Source organism: Pseudoalteromonas sp. APM04, from assembly GCF_022809815.1.
Classification (GTDB): domain Bacteria; phylum Pseudomonadota; class Gammaproteobacteria; order Enterobacterales; family Alteromonadaceae; genus Pseudoalteromonas; species Pseudoalteromonas marina.
On the sequence record NZ_CP094441.1, the window covers coordinates 1 to 19,502 of the forward strand.

Consider the following 19,502-nt stretch of genomic DNA (forward strand, 5'->3'; position numbering starts at 1 on the left):
TTGATGTGCGGGAATAAAAATTATATCTCTGGGAGTTTAACTGTGTATCTGTCGGTTTGGCAAAGTTGTTTATATGTATTGCAAGATGAATTGCCTTCGCAGCAGTTCAGTATGTGGGTAAGACCACTTCAAGCAGAAAGTACCGAAGATACTCTGACTATTTATGCACCTAATCGCTTTGTGCTTGATTGGGTGAGAGAAAAATACCTTAACCGCATTAACGAACTACTCGTCGAGATTTGTGGTGACGAAGCACCGGAACTTCGTTTTGATGTAGGTAGCAAACCACTTTTAAGTACACAGGTTGCACCTGCTACAGAAACACAGCCTGCACCCAGTATTCAAGCATCAGCAAAGCAACAGCCGCGTGAGCAAAAACCGGTTGTTGAACCCGCACCTAAATCGGGCTATAAATCAAACATTAAAGAAAACTACACCTTTGATAGTTTTGTTGAGGGTAAATCTAACCAATTAGCAAAAGCGGCTGCAACTCAAGTGGCCGATAACCCAGGCTCTGCATTTAACCCTGTATTTATATACGGTGGTACGGGCTTAGGTAAAACGCACTTACTCCATGCTGTAGGTAATGGCATTATGGCAAATAAGCCTGATGCTAAAATTGTGTATATGCATTCAGAGCGTTTTGTACAAGATATGGTTAAAGCACTACAAAATAATGCAATAGAAGAATTTAAACGTTATTACCGTAGTGTTGATGCATTAATGATTGATGACATTCAATTTTTTGCCAATAAAGAACGTTCTCAAGAAGAGTTTTTTCATACCTTTAATGCGTTGCTTGAAGGTAATCAGCAAATTATTTTAACTTCTGACCGTTACCCTAAAGAAATTGAAGGGGTAGAAGACAGGCTTAAGTCTCGTTTTGGTTGGGGATTAACAATTGCTATTGAGCCACCAGAGCTTGAAACACGTGTCGCTATTTTGATGAAAAAGGCGCAGCAGAGTAAAATAAATTTACCTCATGAAGTGGCTTTTTTCATTGCAAAAAAATTACGGTCAAATGTACGTGAACTTGAAGGCGCACTTAACCGTGTAATTGCAAATGCAAACTTCACTGGACGTCCTATTTCTATCGACTTTGTAAAAGAAGCACTGCGTGACTTATTGGCGCTGCAAGATAAGCTCGTCACAATTGATAATATACAGCGTACAGTGGCTGAGTATTATCGAATTCGTGTCTCGGATTTACTTTCTAAACGCCGAAGCCGCTCTATAGCAAGGCCTCGTCAGGTTGCTATGGCGCTGTCTAAAGAATTAACCAATCACAGTTTACCTGAGATTGGAGACGCGTTTGGTGGTCGTGACCATACAACGGTTTTGCATGCGTGTCGTAAAATAAAATCGTTACGTGATGAAAGTCACGAAATTAAAGAAGATTATCAAAATTTAATAAGAACATTGTCATCTTAGGGCTGACTTTTTTATGCAAATAACAATATCAAGACAACAATTTTTAAAGCCATTGGTTCAAGTATCGGGCGCAATTGAGCGTAAGCATACGTTACCAATTTTATCTAACGTTTTGTTAGTAGTAGAAAACGGACAGCTTTCGATGACAGGGACCGACCTTGAAATTGAATTAGTGTCTGGTGTTTTTGTTGGTGATGATATTGCCGATACAAAATTAACTTTACCTGCTAAAAAGTTACTCGATATTTGTAAAAGCCTACCTGAAGGTTCAGACATTACGTTAAGCTTACAAGACCACCAGTTGTTATTAACGAGTGGTAAAAGTCGTTTTTCACTCACAACGTTATCAGCGGCTGACTTCCCTAATTTAGAAGAGTGGGATGGTGAAGTTGAATTTCAACTAACGCGTTTAGAGCTTCGTAAATTACTTGAAAGCACGCACTTTTCAATGGCAAACCAAGATGTACGTTATTACTTAAACGGTATGTCGTTTGAAGTTGATAACAGCGATATTAAAACGGTGGCTACCGACGGGCACCGCTTGGCGATTGCACAGAAAAAACTTACTCAATCACTGAATACTCAACGCCAATTAATTATTCCACGTAAAGGTGTGCAAGAAATCATGCGCCTTATGGTTGCCGACGATGAGCTAGTGACTATTCAATTCGGTGCTAACCACATTCGCATTATTGACATTGAGTTTACGTTTACCAGTAAACTAGTTGATGGTCGTTTTCCTGATTACCGTCGTGTACTTCCACGAGGCGGTGATAAAACAATTATTGCCAACCGTGAATGGTTACGAAATGCTTTTCAGCGTGTATCTATTTTATCAAATGAGAAGTTTCGTGGCGTACGCTTAAACTTATCAAATGGTTTATTAAAAATTACTGCCAATAACCCAGAGCAAGAGCAAGCTGAAGAGGTTGTTGAAGTAAATTATCAAGGTGATGAGTTAGAGATTGGTTTTAATGTTTCATATGTTTTGGATGTATTAAACACATTAAAAACTGAAGATGTACAGTTTACGTTAGCAGACTCAAACAGCAGTGCACTAATAGAAGGTGCTGGTGATGATGAAGCAATGTATGTTGTTATGCCTATGCGTTTATAAGATCACAAACATATAATGAGCTTAAGTCATTTGAGCCTCAAATATTTTCGTAATATTGAGGCGCTGACGCTAGAACCTGTTAATGGCGTAAACATTATATATGGTGAAAATGGCAGCGGAAAAACCAGCCTTTTAGAAGCTATTTATTACCTTTCTCACGGCAAGTCTTTTAGAACACCAAAGCACAAAAGCATTATTGCACACCAACAAGAGCAATTTGTAATTCATGGCCGTAAGACGGTACATGATTTATCAATTCCTATTGGTATTAGCAAAACGCGTTTAGGTGAAACAAATTTAAAGATTCAGGGAAAAGCGAGCCGAAAAATATCTGAGCTTGCACAGCTTATGCCTGTTCAAATTATTACGCCTGAGAGCTATTCCTTATTTTTTGGTGGGCCAAAAGAGCGTAGAAAGTTTTTAGACTTAGGTTTGTTCCACGTGGAACATGAGTTTTTTTACTTGTGGCAATCGTTTAATAAAGTATTAAAACAGCGTAATGCTTTACTAAAATCTAAGCCTAAGAATTATTTTGACCAAATTAAGTTTTGGGACAAAGAATTTGTTAGACTGGCTGAAGAAATAAATAAATTAAGATTGGCGTATATAAGTAGGTTTAAGCAGCAATTTTTTGATAAAATGTGCCCAGAATTAACGCTTATACGCGATTTAGAAATGACGTTTAATGCAGGCTGGAAAGAGAGTGAATCTCTTGCAGATGCGTTAGAGCAAAACTTTGAGCGAGATGCTCGCCAAGGATTTACAAGTAAAGGCCCACATAAGGCCGACTTTAGTTTCAGTGTCGCTGGCAACAGTGTAGAGAATACGTTCTCACGCGGGCAGTTAAAGTTATTATTGTATGCGTTAAAAGTAACGCAAAATAGCTTAATTGAGTCAGAGACCGATAAGCAATCTATATTGCTAATAGATGATTTACCCTCAGAGTTAGGCGAAGATACAAAAGAGAAAGTTGGGCAATTATTGTCTCACTGCAGTTCTCAAATATTTATCTCTTCAATTTTATCTGAGAGTATTTCTGCTGTGGTGGAACCCATGCAACGAGAACTAAAAATGTTCCACGTGAAACATGGCAACCTAATAACAAGATAAGTGGGATTAACCATGTCTGAGAATTATGACTCGTCGAGTATTAAAGTACTTAAAGGATTAGACGCAGTAAGAAAGCGTCCTGGGATGTATATAGGGGACACCGATGATGGCACAGGCTTACACCACATGGTGTTTGAGGTCGTTGATAACTCAATAGACGAAGCCCTTGCTGGTCATTGTGATGATATTTTTGTAACGATTCACTTAGATGGCTCTGTATCGGTTAGAGATAATGGCCGTGGTATCCCAGTGTCTATCCATGAAGAAGAAGGCGTTTCTGCTGCCGAAGTAATCATGACGGTACTTCATGCTGGTGGTAAGTTTGATGATAACTCTTATAAAGTATCAGGCGGCTTGCATGGTGTGGGTGTTTCGGTTGTAAACGCACTTTCAGAAAAATTAAAACTAACCGTGCGTCGAGAAGGTAAACTTCATGAGCAGTTTTACACTATGGGTGTGCCAGATGCGCCACTTGCTGTTATTGGAGATTCTGAAACAACGGGTACAGAACTACGTTTTTGGCCAAGTGCAGAAACATTCACTAATTTAGATTTTCATTACGATATTTTAGCAAAACGCCTACGTGAACTGTCGTTCCTTAACTCGGGCGTTAGTATCATTTTAAATGATGAGCGTGAAGAAAATAAAAGCGACCACTTTAAATACGAAGGTGGTATTCAGGCATTTGTTGAATACATTAACCGTAACAAAACACCTATTCATAAAGGCGTTTTCCACTTTACACATGAGCGTGTAGAAGACGGAATTAGCGTTGAAGTATCAATGCAATGGAATGACGCATACCAAGAAAACATTTACTGTTTTACAAATAACATTCCACAACGTGATGGTGGTACTCACTTAGCCGGTTTTAGATCTGCGCTAACACGTACACTTAATAACTTTATGGAAAAAGAGGGCTTTAACAAGAAAGCAAAAACAACCAGTAACGCAACCGGTGACGATGCGCGTGAAGGTTTGACTGCTGTAATTAGTGTTAAAGTTCCTGATCCTAAGTTCTCTTCGCAAACAAAAGATAAGCTAGTATCTAGCGAAGTTAAGTCTGCCGTAGAACAAGCAATGGCTGAGAAGTTCACTGAGTTTTTATTAGAAAACCCAGTAGATGCAAAAATTGTTGTTGGGAAAATTATAGATGCATCACGTGCGCGTGAAGCGGCACGTAAAGCGCGTGAAATGACACGTCGTAAAGGCGCAATGGATCTTGCAGGTTTACCGGGTAAATTAGCCGATTGTCAGGAAAAAGATCCTGCACAATCAGAACTTTATATAGTGGAAGGGGACTCTGCTGGCGGTTCAGCCAAGCAGGGTCGTAACCGTAAGAATCAGGCGATTCTTCCGCTTAAAGGTAAAATTCTAAACGTAGAAAAAGCACGTTTTGATAAAATGCTGTCTTCACAAGAAGTTGCAACACTAATTACTGCATTAGGTTGTGGTATTGGCCGTGACGAATATAACCCTGAAAAACTACGTTATCACCGTATTATCATCATGACCGATGCGGACGTAGATGGTTCTCACATTCGTACTTTATTGCTTACGTTCTTCTATCGTCAAATGCCGGAAATTGTAGAGCGCGGATATATTTATATTGCTCAACCACCACTTTATAAAGTGAAAAAAGGTAAGCAAGAGCGCTATATAAAAGATGACCCAGCACTTGTTGAGTACTTAACATCGCTTGCACTTAATAATGCAGCTTTATACACAAGTGCAGACGCATCTGCGCTTGAAGGTGAAGCATTAGAGAAAATAGTTCACGATTACCAAAATACAGTTAAAGTAATCGAGCGCTTAAAACGTAAATACCCTAACACGGTAATGGAACGTTTAATCTACCAAAGCGAGTTGACCAAAGAAGACCTTGCAGACGAAGCTAAAGTAATTGCGTGGACAAAAGAGCTTGTTGACGATTTAGTTGACCGTGACGAAGATGCAACTATTTTCAACGCTGCAACTCAGTATGATGCAGAGCGTAACTTGTATTATCCTGTTGTGAATATTCGTCAACACGGTGTAGATAAGTCTCACGTACTAAGCTACGACTTCATCACATCGCGTGACTACCAACGTATTGCTGTGACTGGTGTTAACATTGCAAACATCATTACAGAAGGTGCTTATATTCAACGCGGTGAGAAAACAAAACCTGTTGATAACTTTGTGGATGCTTTGGAATGGTTGATCACTGAATCTAAGCGCGGGATCTATATTCAACGCTACAAAGGGTTGGGTGAGATGAACCCAGATCAACTTTGGGAAACTACCATGGATCCAGACGCACGCCGTATGTTACAAGTAACCATTGAAGATGCTGTAGGCGCGGATCAGTTATTTGCTACGCTTATGGGCGATCAGGTAGAGCCACGTCGTGACTTTATCGAAACTAACGCACTACGCGTAGTTAACTTAGACGTGTAAAAACATATTTAGATAATAAAAAGGAGCCTAAGGGCTCCTTTTTTATTTTCTACAAATACACAAACTGCTTAAAACCTGAGTGTACACACGGTATACTAAGGATAATTTTCACGCTACTTCTTAGATAGTAAAAAGCCAAATATGCAAAAATACGACGTAAAAACCTTCCAAGGTTTGATCCTGGCTTTACAGGATTATTGGGCACAGCAAGGCTGTGTCATTATTCAACCACTTGATATGGAAGTGGGCGCTGGGACATTTCACCCGCAAACATTTTTGAAATCAATTGGCCCTGAGCCAATGTCTAGCGCATACGTACAACCGTGTCGCCGTCCTACGGATGGCCGCTATGGTGAAAACCCAAACCGCTTACAACATTACTACCAATTTCAGGTAGTCTTAAAACCATCACCAGATAACATCCAAGAGCTTTACTTAGGCTCACTAGAAGCAATGGGTATTGATACCCTAACTCACGAAGTACGCTTTGTAGAAGATAACTGGGAATCACCAACGCTAGGTGCATGGGGCTTAGGTTGGGAAATTTGGTTAAACGGTATGGAGGTAACGCAATTTACCTACTTCCAACAAGTAGGTGGATTAGAGTGCTCACCAGTAACTGGCGAGATTACTTACGGCCTAGAGCGTTTAGCGATGTACATTCAAGGCGTAGATAGCATTTACGACCTAGTATGGGCAGACGGTCCACTAGGGCGCGTAACTTACGGTGATGTGTTCCATCAAAATGAAGTTGAGCAATCAACCTACAACTTTGAACATGCAAACGTAGAAGACTTGTTTGCGCAGTTTGATAAGTGTGAAGCTGAGAGCCAAAAGTTAATAGAAGCAAATTTACCACTTCCTGCCTACGAGCAAGTGATGAAAGCATCGCATGCATTCAACCTATTAGACGCGCGCCATGCTATATCGGTAACAGAACGTCAGCGTTATATTTTACGTGTTCGTGCGTTATCAAAAGCGTGTGCACAAAGTTATTACGATGCACGCGAAGCGCTTGGTTTCCCGCTGTGTAAGGATAAGTAAGCATGACAGCACAAAATTTATTAGTAGAAATTGGCACTGAAGAGTTGCCACCAAAGTCGTTGCGTAAACTTGCCGAGGCATTTGCTGCAAATTTAACTCAAGAGTTAGAATCGCTAGAATTAGCACATCAAGGCGTAAGCTGGTATGCATCGCCTCGTCGTTTAGGTTTACAAGTTAAAGCACTTGAAGCTAAACAACAGGACAAAGAAGTTGAAAAGCGCGGCCCAGCAACTAAAGCAGCATTTGATAGTGAAGGTAACCCTACAAAAGCAGCAATGGGTTGGGCACGCGGTTGTGGTATTGAGGTAAGTGAAGCACAAACACTTGAAACGGATAAAGGCGCATGGTTATTGCACATTGCTAAAGTAGCAGGGCAAGAAACTAAAACGCTAATGGCAGATGCTATCGCAAAAGCGTTAAGTAAATTACCAATACCAAAGCCAATGCGCTGGGGTGCGAATAAAACACAATTTATTCGCCCAGTTCATACCGTCACTATTTTATTTGGTAGCGAATTGCTAGAAGGTGAGATTCTTGGTAAGCAAGTAAGTAACCAACTTCAAGGTCACCGTTTTCATCACCCAGAAAAAATTAGCATTAACCATGCTGATGAGGTTTTTGATGTACTTAAATCTGCTTACGTTATTGCTGATTACGAACAACGTAAAGCGCAAATACGTGCACAAATAGAAGAAGCTGCAAGCGCAGTTAACGCTGTTGTTGCAATGGATGAAGATTTACTAGAAGAAGTTACTTCACTGGTAGAGTGGCCAGTTACTTTAACGGCAACATTTGAAGAAGCATTTTTAGATGTACCAGCCGAAGCGCTAATTTACACCATGAAGGACGATCAAAAATACTTCCCGTTATTAGATCAAAACGGCAAGCTTTTAAATAAGTTTTTGTTTGTATCTAACATCGAGAGTAAAGATCCAAGCGTAGTAATTTCTGGTAACGAAAAAGTTGTACGCCCACGTTTGGCTGATGCACAGTTCTTCTTTGAGACCGACAAAAAGAAAACATTAGAAAGCCGTTTAGAATCGCTTGATACCGTTTTATTCCAAAAGCAATTAGGTACGCTTAAAGACAAGTCTGAGCGTATTAGCGAACTTGCAGGGTATATTGCTGAGCAATTAGGCGCAGATAAAGACTTAGCAAAACGTGCAGGCCTATTAAGTAAAACAGACTTAATGACCGAAATGGTAATGGAATTTACCGATGTACAAGGTGTAATGGGAATGCATTACGCTCGCTTTGACGGTGAAGCAGAAGATGTAGCGCTTGCACAAAACGAGCAATACATGCCACGCTTTGCAGGCGACAACTTACCTACAAACCTAATTAGTTGTGCAGTAGCCATTGCAGATAAGTTTGATACGCTGGTGGGTATTTTTGGTATAGGCCAAGCACCAAAAGGTGATAAAGACCCATTTGCACTTCGTCGTGCTGCTATTGGTGCACTGCGTATTATGGTAGAAAAAGAGTTACCTCTTGATATTTTAGACCTAGTAGCAAAAGCACAAACATTGTTTGGCGATAAGCTAACTAATCTAAATGTATCAACCGACGTATTTGAATTTATGCTTGGGCGTTTCCGTGCATGGTATCAAGACGAAGGTATTGAAGTAGATGTTATTCAAGCTGTGTTAGCACGTCGTCCAACTAAACCAGTTGATTTTGACCGTCGTGTTAAAGCCGTAAGCCACTTCCGTACTTTAGACGCAGCAGAAGCCCTTGCAGCCGCAAATAAACGCGTAAGTAACATTCTTGCTAAAAACGATATCACAAGCCAAGGTAATGTTGATGAGAGCTTATTAAGCGACGACGCTGAAAAAGTATTAGCATCACAAGTGGCAAAATTTGCAACTGAGCTTGCACCACTTTATGCCGATGGAAACTACCAAGAAGCGCTTAGCCAATTGGCTGGCATTCGTGAAAGTGTTGATAACTTTTTTGACAACGTAATGGTTATGGCCGACGATGAAGCTGTTAAGCAAAATCGCCTTGCGCTATTAAGTCAGTTAAGTAGTTTATTTTTAGATATTGCAGATATTTCTGTTTTACAAAAATAACTGCCATTAGCAATTTAAAAAGCCAGCATAACGCTGGCTTTTTAGTTTTAATACCTATTAGCTTAATTAAGCTAATAGGTATAACGAATAGGATGAAAATTGATGATTTCAATAAAAAAAATAATACCACTCGCTATTGCTGGGTTACTCAGTGCATGTTCAAGCCAAATATCAATTAACGATGTATTGCCACAAAAAGAACTCGACCGCACCATGTACCTGCGAGGCGATTTTACTTTATGGGACGCAGAGCCACAGTACCAATTTAACTTAGTGGGCCCAGCACTGTATCAAGCACAGGTAAAATTTAGCACACCAGGTAAAGTGTACGAATTCAAAATTGCCGATGCCGATTTTAGTGAAGGCTTTAACTGTGGTTACAGCGACTCATACCCACAAGGTCAAAGTTTAACACTTGGGCAAGCTGCAACGGCAGACTGTAATACTATTTATAATTACTTTAGTTACACACCTGCGATAAAAGGCACATACATAGTAAGCATTGATTTTAGTGACTATGACGAGCCAAAAGTGACTATTACTAAGAAATAGCAGAATGTTTATAGTTGTCAGTTTTTAGCGTAAAGAGAAGTAAAAAACCGTACTTGATTTAACGAGCACGGTTTCTATTTTGAAACTGAGAACTGAGAACTGAGAACTGAGAACTTTACAACCCTTTCTTCACCACATACCTATACGGTGCTTCATCGGCATCTTTAGCCACCAGCGTGTGATCCATAAATACACAAAAGCTGGGGATGTCACGTGTGGTTGATGGGTCATCAGCGGTTATTAAAAGTGTTTCACCATCGTTCATTTTACGAATAGCAGCACGTACCATCATTACAGGCTCGGGGCAGCGAAGGCCAATGGCATCTAATTGGTGATCGGGGTTATCAAAATTCATAGTACGTATGCCTGTAAATAGTTTTCAAATCTGTGATTTTACGAGTAGTCAGATTTTTTGTTGCGCCAAAGTTTAGCGTAATTTTAAGTATAAATTAACTAATTTACTTAGATCTGGATCAGTTTTAATTTAAGTGTATTTATATCAACGCCAAATTATAAACCCGATCACAACAACACAAATCTAAATTGCGTTAGTAAGGCGCCTTAAAAATTGGCAAATAAAAAAGGCGAACTAACTTTCGTCAGTGCGCCTTTTTACTCACCAAGATGGTTTACGTGTTAAGAGTATTAGTCTTGAACACGCTCAAATACAGTTGCGATACCTTGGCCTAAACCAATACACATTGTCGCTAAACCGTACTTAGCATTTTTGTCTTCCATTAAGTGAATTAGCGAGGTGCTAATACGCGAACCAGAACAACCCAGAGGGTGACCCAGTGCGATAGCGCCGCCATTCAAGTTAACTTTTTCGTCAACCACATCAGCTAAACCTAAGTCTTTAAGTACTGGTAGTGATTGCGCAGCAAAGGCTTCATTAAGCTCAGCTACGTCGATGTCATCAATAGTGATACCTGCTTGGGCAAGTGCTTTTTTACTTGCTGGTACTGGGCCGTAACCCATGATTGATGGATCGCAACCGGCAACCGCCATTGCTTTAATGCGCGCACGAATTGGTAAACCTAGCTCTTTTGCTTTTTCTTCGCTCATTACTAACATGGCTGATGCACCGTCAGAAAGTGCTGAAGACGTACCCGCTGTAACAGAACCCGAAGCTGGGTTAAATACTGGGCGAAGCTGAGATAAACCTTCAACCGTTGTTTCAGGGCGAATTACTTCGTCATCTTCAACTAAAATTAAAGAACCATCTGCTGCGTGACCTTCCATTGCTAAAATTTCGCGGCGGAAACGGCCTTCAACCGTTGCAGCATGTGCACGTTGGTGCGAACGGTATGCAAATTCATCTTGCTGCTGACGGCTGATACCGTGAATAGTCGCAAGGTATTCTGCTGTTAAACCCATAGAGCCAGACGCTTGTGCAATTGAAGTTGCTAAGCCTGGGTGAAAGTCGTTACCGTGAGTCATAGGAACGTGACCCATGTGCTCAACACCACCAATTAGGTAAGTGTCGCCAGCGCCCGTCATAATGGCGCGTGCTGCGTCATGCAATGCTTGCATTGACGAACCACATAAGCGGTTAACTGTGGTTGCTGGTACTGAGTGTGGAATACCCGCAAGAAGTGATGCGTTACGTGCAACGTTAAAGCCTTGCTCTAATGTTTGCTGTACACAACCCCAATAAATGTCGTCGATTGATGCTGGATCAACCGCTGGGTTGCGTTCTAGTAAGCCCTTCATTAAATGAGCGCTTAAGTCTTCCGCACGCTTGTTTTTAAATACGCCGCCTTTTGAGCGACCCATTGGTGTGCGGATACAATCTACAATTACTGGATTATTCATGATATTAACCTTCCACCTTATAGAAAACACGGCCTTCTTCAGCCCATTTGCGAGTTTGCTCTGATACTTGGTAAATCGCACCTAGGTGAGCGTATTTGTCTGCTGCTGCAACAAAGTTAGCTAAACCAGTTTGATCTAAGTAACGGAACGCGCCGCCTCTAAATGGAGGGAAACCAACGCCGTAAACAAGTGCCATGTCAGCTTCTTGTGGAGAAGCAACAATGCCTTCTTGTAAACAAAGAAGTACTTCGTTGATCATTGGAATCATACAACGGTCAATGATTTCTTGCTTATCGAATTCTTTCGGTGCATCAGTAATTGGCGCTAGTAGCTCAACGGCTGTTGCATCGCTTGATTTTTTAAGACGACCACGACGGTCTGTTTCGTACTTGTAAAAACCTGCTTTGTTCTTTTGACCAAAACGTTTTTCGTTAGCAAAAACAGTTACCGGATCTTTTTCTGCACGTGCCATACGCTCAGGGAAACCGTCAGCCATTACGCCAGTACAATGATAAGCCGTATCAATACCTACAACATCAAGTAGGTAAGCCGGACCCATAGGCCAGCCAAATACGTTTTCCATTACTTTATCTACTTTTGCAAAGTTAGCGCCTTCAACAACTAATTTGCTAAAGCCTGCAAAGTAAGGGAATAAAACACGGTTTACAAAAAAGCCTGGGCAATCGTTTACAACAATAGGAGACTTGCCAAGTTTAAGGGCGTAATCAACGACTGCGTTAATTGTTTTGTCTGACGTTTTTGCACCACGGATAATTTCTACTAATGGCATTTTTGGCACTGGGTTGAAAAAGTGCATACCACAGAAGTTTTCTGGTTTATCAAGTGCTTCAGCAAGTAGGTCAATACAGATAGTCGACGTATTTGATGTAAGTACAGTGCCTTCTGGCATGTTCTTTTCAAGGTCTGCTAATACTGCTTGCTTAACTTTAGGGTTTTCTACAACGGCTTCAACAATAATGTTAGCGTCTTGTAGGTCTGCATCGTTAAGTGTTGGCTTAATTTTGCTTAGTGTTGCCAACATTTTTTCCATTGGCATGTGGCCACGCTTAACTTTTGCACCTAATAATTTAGACGCTTCACCCATACCTAAATCAAGCGCATCTTGTTGGATGTCTTTCATTATGATTGGTGTGCCTTTATAAGCAGACTGATATGCAATACCGCCGCCCATAATACCCGCGCCTAATACTGCAGCTTGTTTAATTTCTACATCGCTGTGCTTAGCAAGTTTGCGTGCTTTACCTTTGATGAACTGGTCATTTAAGAAAATGCCCGTTTGCGCTGCAGCTTCGTTGGTACGCGCAAGTTTAGCAAAGTTAGCATTTTCGATTGCCATTGCTTCATCGCGAGTACAGTTTGCCGCTGCTTTAATAGTACGCACTGCCATAACCGGAGCAGGATAGTGGCCTTTGGTTTTACCCATTACCATACCTTCTGCCATAGCAAAGCTCATACCTTGCTCAACACGGTTTAATTTAAGTGGCTGTAGTTTTGCGTTGCGTTTTGCTTGCCAATCTAGCTTGCCTGCAATCGCTAATTCAAGTGTTGCTACACTTGACTCTAAAAGTTTGTTAGCACTAACTACTGCGTCAAACGCACCTACTTTAAGGGCGTCAGCTGCGCGGTTTTCAGCGCCAGAAGTGATCCACATCATGGCGTTATCTGCGCCAATGATACGTGGTAAGCGCACTGTGCCACCAAAACCAGGCATTATGCCAAGTTTAACTTCTGGTAGGCCCATTTTAGCGCTTTCGCTTGCAACACGATAATCGGTAGCAAGTGCCCACTCACATCCGCCGCCAAGTGCTAAGCCGTTTACAACGCTTAGAGTTGGGAATGGAAGGTCTTCAATTGCATCAAAAACGTCAGTTGCGTTTTTGATCCACACGACTAAATCTTCTTCAGGTTTAGTAAATGTAGGTAAAAATTCGAAGATGTCGGCGCCAATAATAAAGTGGTCTTTATCACTGGTAAAAACCATGCCTTTGATATCAGAATTAGCAGCTAATTCTTTTAATGCTGCTGCACAATCTGAAAGAGTTTTTTGAGATAATGTGTTTACAGAACCTGCAACACAAAACTTAAACTCGGCGATGTTTTCCTTTAGGAAGCTAACTTCAAAGGAATCGCTTTTATATAACATTTTATTCTCCCTAGTTGACGAACTAAGACTGGTACGATGAGTTTGCATTTCAATCAGTGTGCTTGCTTTGAGTAAAAAATGCAACGAAAAATTTAACTCGGTTACAAACGACTGGTTAAAATATAGCTGGTTTGGTGCTAAGGTGGTGAAAAAGCTTTTATTCACTACTTTAATTTTTTATTAAAGGACATTATGAAAAAACAATTATTTAGTTTTGCGGCAGCTGCTTTTATTTTTCCTCTTTATTCTGCCGAGGCTAGCATCGATAACGACGCATTTTTAGATGCTGAAAAAAAAGTACGCAACGCAAGTTACCGCGAGTTTAAAAACGTAGTTAATAACCTAAACCACCCACTAAAACCGTATGTAGAAAAAACATACTGGCAACGAAACCCGAGCATAAAATATCAAGCAGAAATAGAAGATTACTTAAATATATATCAGCATACGCCACTTGAATGGCCCGTTCGTAAAGTATGGCTGGAGTATCTTGAAAAAAATAATAGAAAAGCGGCGTATATTCGTAATTACCGCGACACGAGCAACGCTGAATACACCTGTACATATTTGGGTTATCAATTAGATTTAGGCGCCCCAGAAAAAGCCATTTTAAATCAGGTGACGGATTTATGGACGGTGGGAAAGTCACAACCTAAGGAGTGCGATTCGTTATTCTCGTACTGGCGCAAAAAAGGCTATATGAATGCCGATACTGTATGGCAACGAATTACACTTGCCGCGCAAGGTGGAACGCAAAGCCTACTACCTTATTTAAAAACACTTTTACCAAAAAATGAGCGTTACCTTGCTGACTTATATTTAAAAGTTCGCCGCGACCCAAGCGCTGCGGCGGGGTTATATCGCTATAAAAATAAATCGCTTAAAGAGGGTCAAATTGCACTTTATGGTGTTAAGCGTCTAATTTGGCGCGACAAAGAACTAGCGCTGCGCGCATGGGAAAAAATAGAGCGTATGTTTAACTACAGCGATAAAGAAAAGGCAGATTTATACTACACCTTTGCTTTATCACTAGCTTCTAGCGGACATAAGCAAGCCAGTTTTTGGTTAAACAAAGTGCCAAAAGAGCGCCAAGACAACAAATTAATGCAATGGCAGCTTGGTAACATGCTTAAAACCCAAGATTGGGCAGGCATTGCTGCGTTTTTTACAGGCAAAGAAAATCTTAGTTTAGGCCAGCAATACTGGCTTGCGTATAGTTATGCAGAACGCGGTGACGATCAAACAGCTAAAAAAATGTGGCAAAGTATTGCGACTAACCGAGACTACTACGGTTTTTTAGCCGCTGCGCGTCTAGGCTTGCCGGTTGATCTAAATAATCAACCAAAAGTGGTTAGTGAGCAATTAATTGCAAAGGTGAGTAATGCCCCTGGTTTTAAACGTTCAAAAGCATTATATGAGTTAGATCGTGTTACTTCAGCGAGACGTGAATGGAATTACTTAACAAACACTTCAAATGAAGAAGAAAAGCTTGCAGCCTCTGTTTTATCTACCAATTTGGGATGGCACGACAGCACAATATTCACACTCGCAAAAATAAAAGCCTGGGATAATGTTGAACAACGTTTTCCATTTGCTTTTCAAGACATATTTGAGCGCTACAGCAAGCGTAATAAAATAGATGTAGCTTGGAGTATTGCTATTGCAAGGCGTGAAAGCTCATTTGCTCCTGACGCGCGATCAAGTGCTAATGCACGAGGTTTAATGCAATTGCTGCCAAGTACCGCTAAGTATGTAAATAAAGGCAGTGTGTCTAATAGTCGGTTATATCAACCTAAAACAAATATTAGGCTAGGTACCAGTTATTTACGTTACTTGAAAAAGAAAAACCATGGTAACGAAATACTTGCTACAGCATCTTATAACGCAGGCTACCATCGTATAAAACGTTGGGTGCCTGATGATGCAATGCCAGCAGAGTTATGGATAGAGCTTATTCCGTATAGAGAAACACGCGATTATGTCAAAAATGTATTTGCTTACAGGCAGGTATATCATACTCGTATGGGCCGAGAGGGTAATTTACTGGCTCCTATACTGGAAATGAAAATAGGCGGTTAGTAAACATAAGTTTAAATAAGGGGGATTGTGCTTACAGTGGGCCATCCCCCTTTTTTGAGCGTAATAGCTATAAGTGGTAGACTCAAAGCAAGTTAAATTTAACAGATGGATTAACAATGGATAAATTAGCCGTTTTATACGCCGAACATATTGCAACACTGCAGCAGCGTACTCGTACAATTTGCGAAAGCGAAGGGTTAGAAGGATTAGTTATTCACTCTGGCCAAGCAAAGCGCCAATTTTTAGACGACATGTATTACCCGTTTAAAGTTAATCCTCACTTTAAAGCTTGGTTACCTGTTATTGATAATCCACATTGCTGGATTGTTGTTAATGGTAGCGACAAACCTAAGCTTATTTTTTATCGTCCTGTTGATTTTTGGCATAAAGTACCTGACGAACCACGTGATTTTTGGGCTGAATATTTTGATATAGAGCTATTGTTACAACCCGATCAGGTTGAAAAGCTACTTCCTTATGACAAAGCAAAGTACGCTTACATGGGCGAATACATAGAAGTAGCTCAAGCACTTGGCTTTAGCATAATGAACCCAGAGCCCGTGCTTAACTATTTACACTTTAATAGAGCATACAAAACGCAGTATGAACTTGAGTGTTTACGTAATGCTAACCGCATAGCGGTTGATGGCCATAAAGCTGCTCGCGACACTTTTTTTAATGGTGGCAGTGAGTTTGATATTCAACAAGCGTACCTTATGGCTACACGCCAAAGCGAAAACGAAATGCCGTATGGTAATATAGTGGCGCTTAACGAAAACTGCGCTATTTTGCATTACACTCATTTTGAGCCAAACGCGCCGCAAACACATAACTCATTTTTAATTGATGCTGGCGCAAACTTTAACGGCTACGCCGCAGATATAACGCGTACTTATGACTTCAAAAAGCAGGGTGAATTTGCTGAGCTAGTTAATACAATGACGACGACGCAAATTGAATTAGGCAAAGGATTAAAGCCAGGTATGCTTTACGGCGACTTACATGTTGAGTGTCATAACCGCATAGCGCAAATTCTTAGCGACTTTAATATAGTTAACTTACCGGCTGCAGATATTGTAGAGCGTAAAATCACCTCTACTTTCTTTCCGCATGGTTTAGGGCATCACCTTGGTTTACAAGTACACGATGTGGGCGGCTTTATGAGTGACGACAAAGGTACTCATCAAGCATCTCCAGAAGGGCATCCATTTTTACGTTGTACACGTATGATAGAGAAAAATCAGGTGTTTACTATTGAACCTGGCTTGTACTTTATTGATTCGTTGTTAGGTGATTTAGCGCAAACCGACAACAAGCAATACATCAACTGGGATAAGGTTGAAGCGTTTAAACCTTATGGCGGTATTCGTATTGAAGATAACATTATTGTGCACGATGATAGTTTAGAAAATATGACGCGCGACTTACACTTAGATTAAGTGATAAGTTAGCAAGAGAAGGGGCCTAATGGCCCCATTTTTTTGGTTAAGTAAAATATGTCAGAATATAAATACCCAGCCGACGCTGTGTTTCACCAAGAAGAAATTAAAAAAAGTACGTTTATTGTGCATATTGCACATACTCCCGATTTAGCCGCAGCTAAAGCTTTTATTAAAAGTATTGAAGATAAATACAGCGATGCTCGGCATAATTGTTGGGCCCATGTGGCAGGTAACCCCGGTGGCAGCCACGTGTATGGTTTTTCAGATGATGGTGAACCCAATGGTACGGCCGGTAAACCAATGTTAAATGTGCTGGTGGGATCAGGGCTAGGTGAAGTTACTGCCGTGGTAACCCGGTATTTTGGAGGAATTAAACTTGGAACTGGCGGGTTAGTGCGAGCTTATGGCGGGTCGTTAAATAATGCATTAGCCAAATTAGACACCGTACTTAAAGTTCCAAGTGTTGAGCTAATTGGCAGCAGTGAATACAGTATGCAAGGCGCAATTGAGCAGCTACTTAAAACGCACTACCAAGTGCTCAACATTGAAAAGCAATTTACTGCTAATATTGATTGGGTGATCACCATTGATAGCCGCCAAGCACAGCAAGCAATTAAAGATATTTTTGATTTAAGTCACGGCGCAGTTGAGTTAACTATTAAAGAGTAATAACCTACACAAGTTGCATACAATGCATATTCATTCTATTTAACCAGGCTAATGCAGTTGAGCCTGAATTTACTAATAATAAAAGCGATTAGCTAAATGCAATTTCGTACCATCATAAAAATTCTTGGGCAACTTGTTGCGCTGTTTAGTATTACCATGGTGCCACCTGCTGTGGTGTCTTTAATTTATAAAGATGGTGGTGGTGTTCCTTTTGTTTTAGCGTTTATTTTCAGTATTATTATTGGCTTAATAGCGTATTACCCAAACCGACATGAAAACGGGGATTTAAAAGCGCGTGAAGGCTTTTTAATTGTGGTTTTGTTTTGGTTGGTACTGGGGGCATTCGCATCCTTGCCTCTTATCTTTCTACAAGAACCTAACTTATCCCTTGCTGATGCGGTGTTTGAAGCCTTTTCGGGTTTAACAACCACAGGCGCTACGGTGCTGACGGGGATTGAATATTTACCTAAGTCAGTGCTGTTTTATCGCCAGCAATTACAGTGGTTTGGCGGTATGGGGATCATTGTATTAGCTGTTGCAATACTGCCCATGCTAGGTGTTGGTGGAATGCAGTTGTATCGTGCTGAAATCCCCGGCCCAGTAAAAGATTCAAAAATGACCCCTCGCATAGCCGATACCGCAAAGCATCTTTGGTATATTTATGTGTCGTTAACCATTGCCTGTATGTTGGCGTATTGGGCGGCAGGGATGGATTGGTTTGATGCCATTTGTCATGCGTTTTCTACCGTCGCCATTGGTGGGTTTTCGACTTATGATGCTTCTATGGGCCATTTCGACAGCCCGGTTATTAACTTTATTTGTGTATTCTTTTTAATCATTGCCGCTATTAACTTCTCCTTGCACTACGCTGCGGTGGCAAGCCGGAACGTGCAGGTCTACATTCGCGACCCCGAGTTTAAAGTATTTTTATGCATTCAATTGGCGCTGGTGGTTATTTGTTTTACTGTGTTGTCGTCGAACGAGATATACGCCAATGGTGATGAAACCCTTGACCAAGCACTATTTCAAGCGGTATCAATGAGTACAACGGCGGGTTTTGCTACCGATAACTTTTCAACATGGCCGCTGTTTTTACCTATTTTATTAATATTTTCGAGCTTTATTGGTGGTTGTGCAGGGTCTACCGGGGGCGGTATGAAAGTGGTGCGCGTGTTTTTACTTTACCTGCAAGGCGTACGTGAGCTAAACCGCCTAGTGCACCCTCGTGCTATTTATTCAATCAAACTTGGCCGTAAAGCATTGCCCGATAAGGTTGTAGAAGCTGTGTGGGGGTTCTTCTCTGCCTATGCTTTAGTATTTATTATTATTATGCTGGCGCTTATGGGTACGGGAATGGATAATATTACGGCGTTTTCGGCCACGGCAGCGTGTTTAAATAACTTAGGCCCAGGGTTGGGTGATGTTGCCTCGCATTATGGTGCAATAACCGACGGCGCTAAATGGTTGCTGACTATTGCAATGGTATTTGGCCGACTAGAAATTTTTACTTTGCTTGTGTTATTTACGCCTACGTTTTGGCGCGGATAAAACACAACGTTTTACTACTA

At 40.9% G+C, this 19,502-nt stretch carries 14 protein-coding genes; 11 read left to right on the forward strand and 3 right to left on the reverse strand.

Features of this window, described 5'->3' with window-relative positions; genetic code table 11:
- Positions 1–42 precede the first annotated feature (42 nt).
- The 7 genes from dnaA to MTP24_RS00035 all read left to right on the forward strand — a co-directional run bounded on the left by dnaA (position 43) and on the right by MTP24_RS00035 (position 9,765).
- A complete protein-coding gene (gene dnaA / locus MTP24_RS00005) occupies positions 43–1,431 on the forward strand; it encodes a chromosomal replication initiator protein DnaA (protein ID WP_243532162.1) in 1,389 nt (462 codons plus the stop codon).
- Between the two features lie 13 nt (positions 1,432–1,444).
- Complete coding sequence (dnaN, locus tag MTP24_RS00010; RefSeq protein ID WP_006793980.1) at positions 1,445–2,548, forward strand: DNA polymerase III subunit beta; 1,104 nt, start codon at positions 1,445–1,447, stop codon at positions 2,546–2,548.
- 15 nt (positions 2,549–2,563) lie between these two features.
- Positions 2,564–3,658, forward strand: coding sequence for a DNA replication/repair protein RecF (recF, locus tag MTP24_RS00015; protein ID WP_243532164.1), 1,095 nt, complete (start codon positions 2,564–2,566; stop codon positions 3,656–3,658).
- Positions 3,659–3,670: 12 nt separating this feature from the next.
- Complete coding sequence (gene gyrB / locus MTP24_RS00020) at positions 3,671–6,097, forward strand: DNA topoisomerase (ATP-hydrolyzing) subunit B (RefSeq protein ID WP_008130779.1); 2,427 nt, start codon at positions 3,671–3,673, stop codon at positions 6,095–6,097.
- A 141-nt stretch (positions 6,098–6,238) separates the two neighbouring features.
- Complete coding sequence (gene glyQ, locus MTP24_RS00025; protein ID WP_008130780.1) at positions 6,239–7,141, forward strand: glycine--tRNA ligase subunit alpha; 903 nt, start codon at positions 6,239–6,241, stop codon at positions 7,139–7,141.
- 2 nt (positions 7,142–7,143) lie between these two features.
- Complete coding sequence (gene glyS, locus MTP24_RS00030; protein WP_203985631.1) at positions 7,144–9,213, forward strand: glycine--tRNA ligase subunit beta; 2,070 nt, start codon at positions 7,144–7,146, stop codon at positions 9,211–9,213.
- A 102-nt stretch (positions 9,214–9,315) separates the two neighbouring features.
- Positions 9,316–9,765 (forward strand): hypothetical protein, encoded by a 450-nt coding sequence (locus MTP24_RS00035; RefSeq protein ID WP_058430326.1) that lies wholly within the window; start codon positions 9,316–9,318, stop codon positions 9,763–9,765.
- Between the two features lie 115 nt (positions 9,766–9,880).
- Here the strand turns inward: MTP24_RS00035 and tusA are convergent, their stop codons facing one another.
- The 3 genes from tusA to fadB form a co-directional block, all read right to left on the reverse strand.
- Positions 9,881–10,120 carry a sulfurtransferase TusA gene (gene tusA, locus MTP24_RS00040; RefSeq protein WP_006793987.1) on the reverse strand — a complete coding sequence of 80 codons (240 nt, stop codon included), beginning with the start codon at positions 10,118–10,120 and terminating at the stop codon, positions 9,881–9,883.
- Positions 10,121–10,410: 290 nt separating this feature from the next.
- On the reverse strand, positions 10,411–11,580 hold the full coding sequence (gene fadA / locus MTP24_RS00045; RefSeq protein ID WP_008130791.1) for an acetyl-CoA C-acyltransferase FadA: 1,170 nt from the start codon (positions 11,578–11,580) through the stop codon (positions 10,411–10,413).
- Positions 11,581–11,584: 4 nt separating this feature from the next.
- On the reverse strand, positions 11,585–13,744 hold the full coding sequence (gene fadB / locus MTP24_RS00050) for a fatty acid oxidation complex subunit alpha FadB (RefSeq protein WP_243532166.1): 2,160 nt from the start codon (positions 13,742–13,744) through the stop codon (positions 11,585–11,587).
- Positions 13,745–13,936: 192 nt separating this feature from the next.
- Between fadB and MTP24_RS00055 the strand changes: the two genes are divergently transcribed.
- From MTP24_RS00055 to MTP24_RS00070, 4 genes are all read left to right on the forward strand, one after another.
- Positions 13,937–15,823, forward strand: coding sequence for a transglycosylase SLT domain-containing protein (locus tag MTP24_RS00055; RefSeq protein WP_243532168.1), 1,887 nt, complete (start codon positions 13,937–13,939; stop codon positions 15,821–15,823).
- Positions 15,824–15,939: 116 nt separating this feature from the next.
- Positions 15,940–17,262 (forward strand): Xaa-Pro dipeptidase, encoded by a 1,323-nt coding sequence (gene pepQ, locus MTP24_RS00060; RefSeq protein WP_039038509.1) that lies wholly within the window; start codon positions 15,940–15,942, stop codon positions 17,260–17,262.
- 57 nt (positions 17,263–17,319) lie between these two features.
- The gene (locus MTP24_RS00065) at positions 17,320–17,934 is read left to right on the forward strand and encodes a YigZ family protein (RefSeq protein WP_243532170.1); all 615 of its coding nucleotides are present in this window, start codon (positions 17,320–17,322) and stop codon (positions 17,932–17,934) included.
- A gap of 96 nt (positions 17,935–18,030) precedes the next feature.
- Positions 18,031–19,482 carry a TrkH family potassium uptake protein gene (locus MTP24_RS00070; RefSeq protein WP_008130797.1) on the forward strand — a complete coding sequence of 484 codons (1,452 nt, stop codon included), beginning with the start codon at positions 18,031–18,033 and terminating at the stop codon, positions 19,480–19,482.
- Positions 19,483–19,502 lie beyond the last annotated feature (20 nt).

What these genes read in the sequence shown, in the direction of transcription:
- MTP24_RS00070 (WP_008130797.1), top strand. Translation starts at nt 18,031, where the DNA reads ATGCAATTTCGTACCATCATAAAAATTCTTGGGCAACTTGTTGCGCTG.
- MTP24_RS00065 (WP_243532170.1), top strand. Translation starts at nt 17,320, where the DNA reads ATGTCAGAATATAAATACCCAGCCGACGCTGTGTTTCACCAAGAAGAA.
- pepQ (WP_039038509.1), top strand. Translation starts at nt 15,940, where the DNA reads ATGGATAAATTAGCCGTTTTATACGCCGAACATATTGCAACACTGCAG.
- glyQ (WP_008130780.1), top strand. Translation starts at nt 6,239, where the DNA reads ATGCAAAAATACGACGTAAAAACCTTCCAAGGTTTGATCCTGGCTTTA.
- tusA (WP_006793987.1), bottom strand. Translation starts at nt 10,120, where the DNA reads ATGAATTTTGATAACCCCGATCACCAATTAGATGCCATTGGCCTTCGC.
- fadA (WP_008130791.1), bottom strand. Translation starts at nt 11,580, where the DNA reads ATGAATAATCCAGTAATTGTAGATTGTATCCGCACACCAATGGGTCGC.
- recF (WP_243532164.1), top strand. Translation starts at nt 2,564, where the DNA reads ATGAGCTTAAGTCATTTGAGCCTCAAATATTTTCGTAATATTGAGGCG.
- MTP24_RS00035 (WP_058430326.1), top strand. Translation starts at nt 9,316, where the DNA reads ATGATTTCAATAAAAAAAATAATACCACTCGCTATTGCTGGGTTACTC.
- gyrB (WP_008130779.1), top strand. Translation starts at nt 3,671, where the DNA reads ATGTCTGAGAATTATGACTCGTCGAGTATTAAAGTACTTAAAGGATTA.
- dnaN (WP_006793980.1), top strand. Translation starts at nt 1,445, where the DNA reads ATGCAAATAACAATATCAAGACAACAATTTTTAAAGCCATTGGTTCAA.
- MTP24_RS00055 (WP_243532168.1), top strand. Translation starts at nt 13,937, where the DNA reads ATGAAAAAACAATTATTTAGTTTTGCGGCAGCTGCTTTTATTTTTCCT.
- fadB (WP_243532166.1), bottom strand. Translation starts at nt 13,744, where the DNA reads ATGTTATATAAAAGCGATTCCTTTGAAGTTAGCTTCCTAAAGGAAAAC.
- glyS (WP_203985631.1), top strand. Translation starts at nt 7,144, where the DNA reads ATGACAGCACAAAATTTATTAGTAGAAATTGGCACTGAAGAGTTGCCA.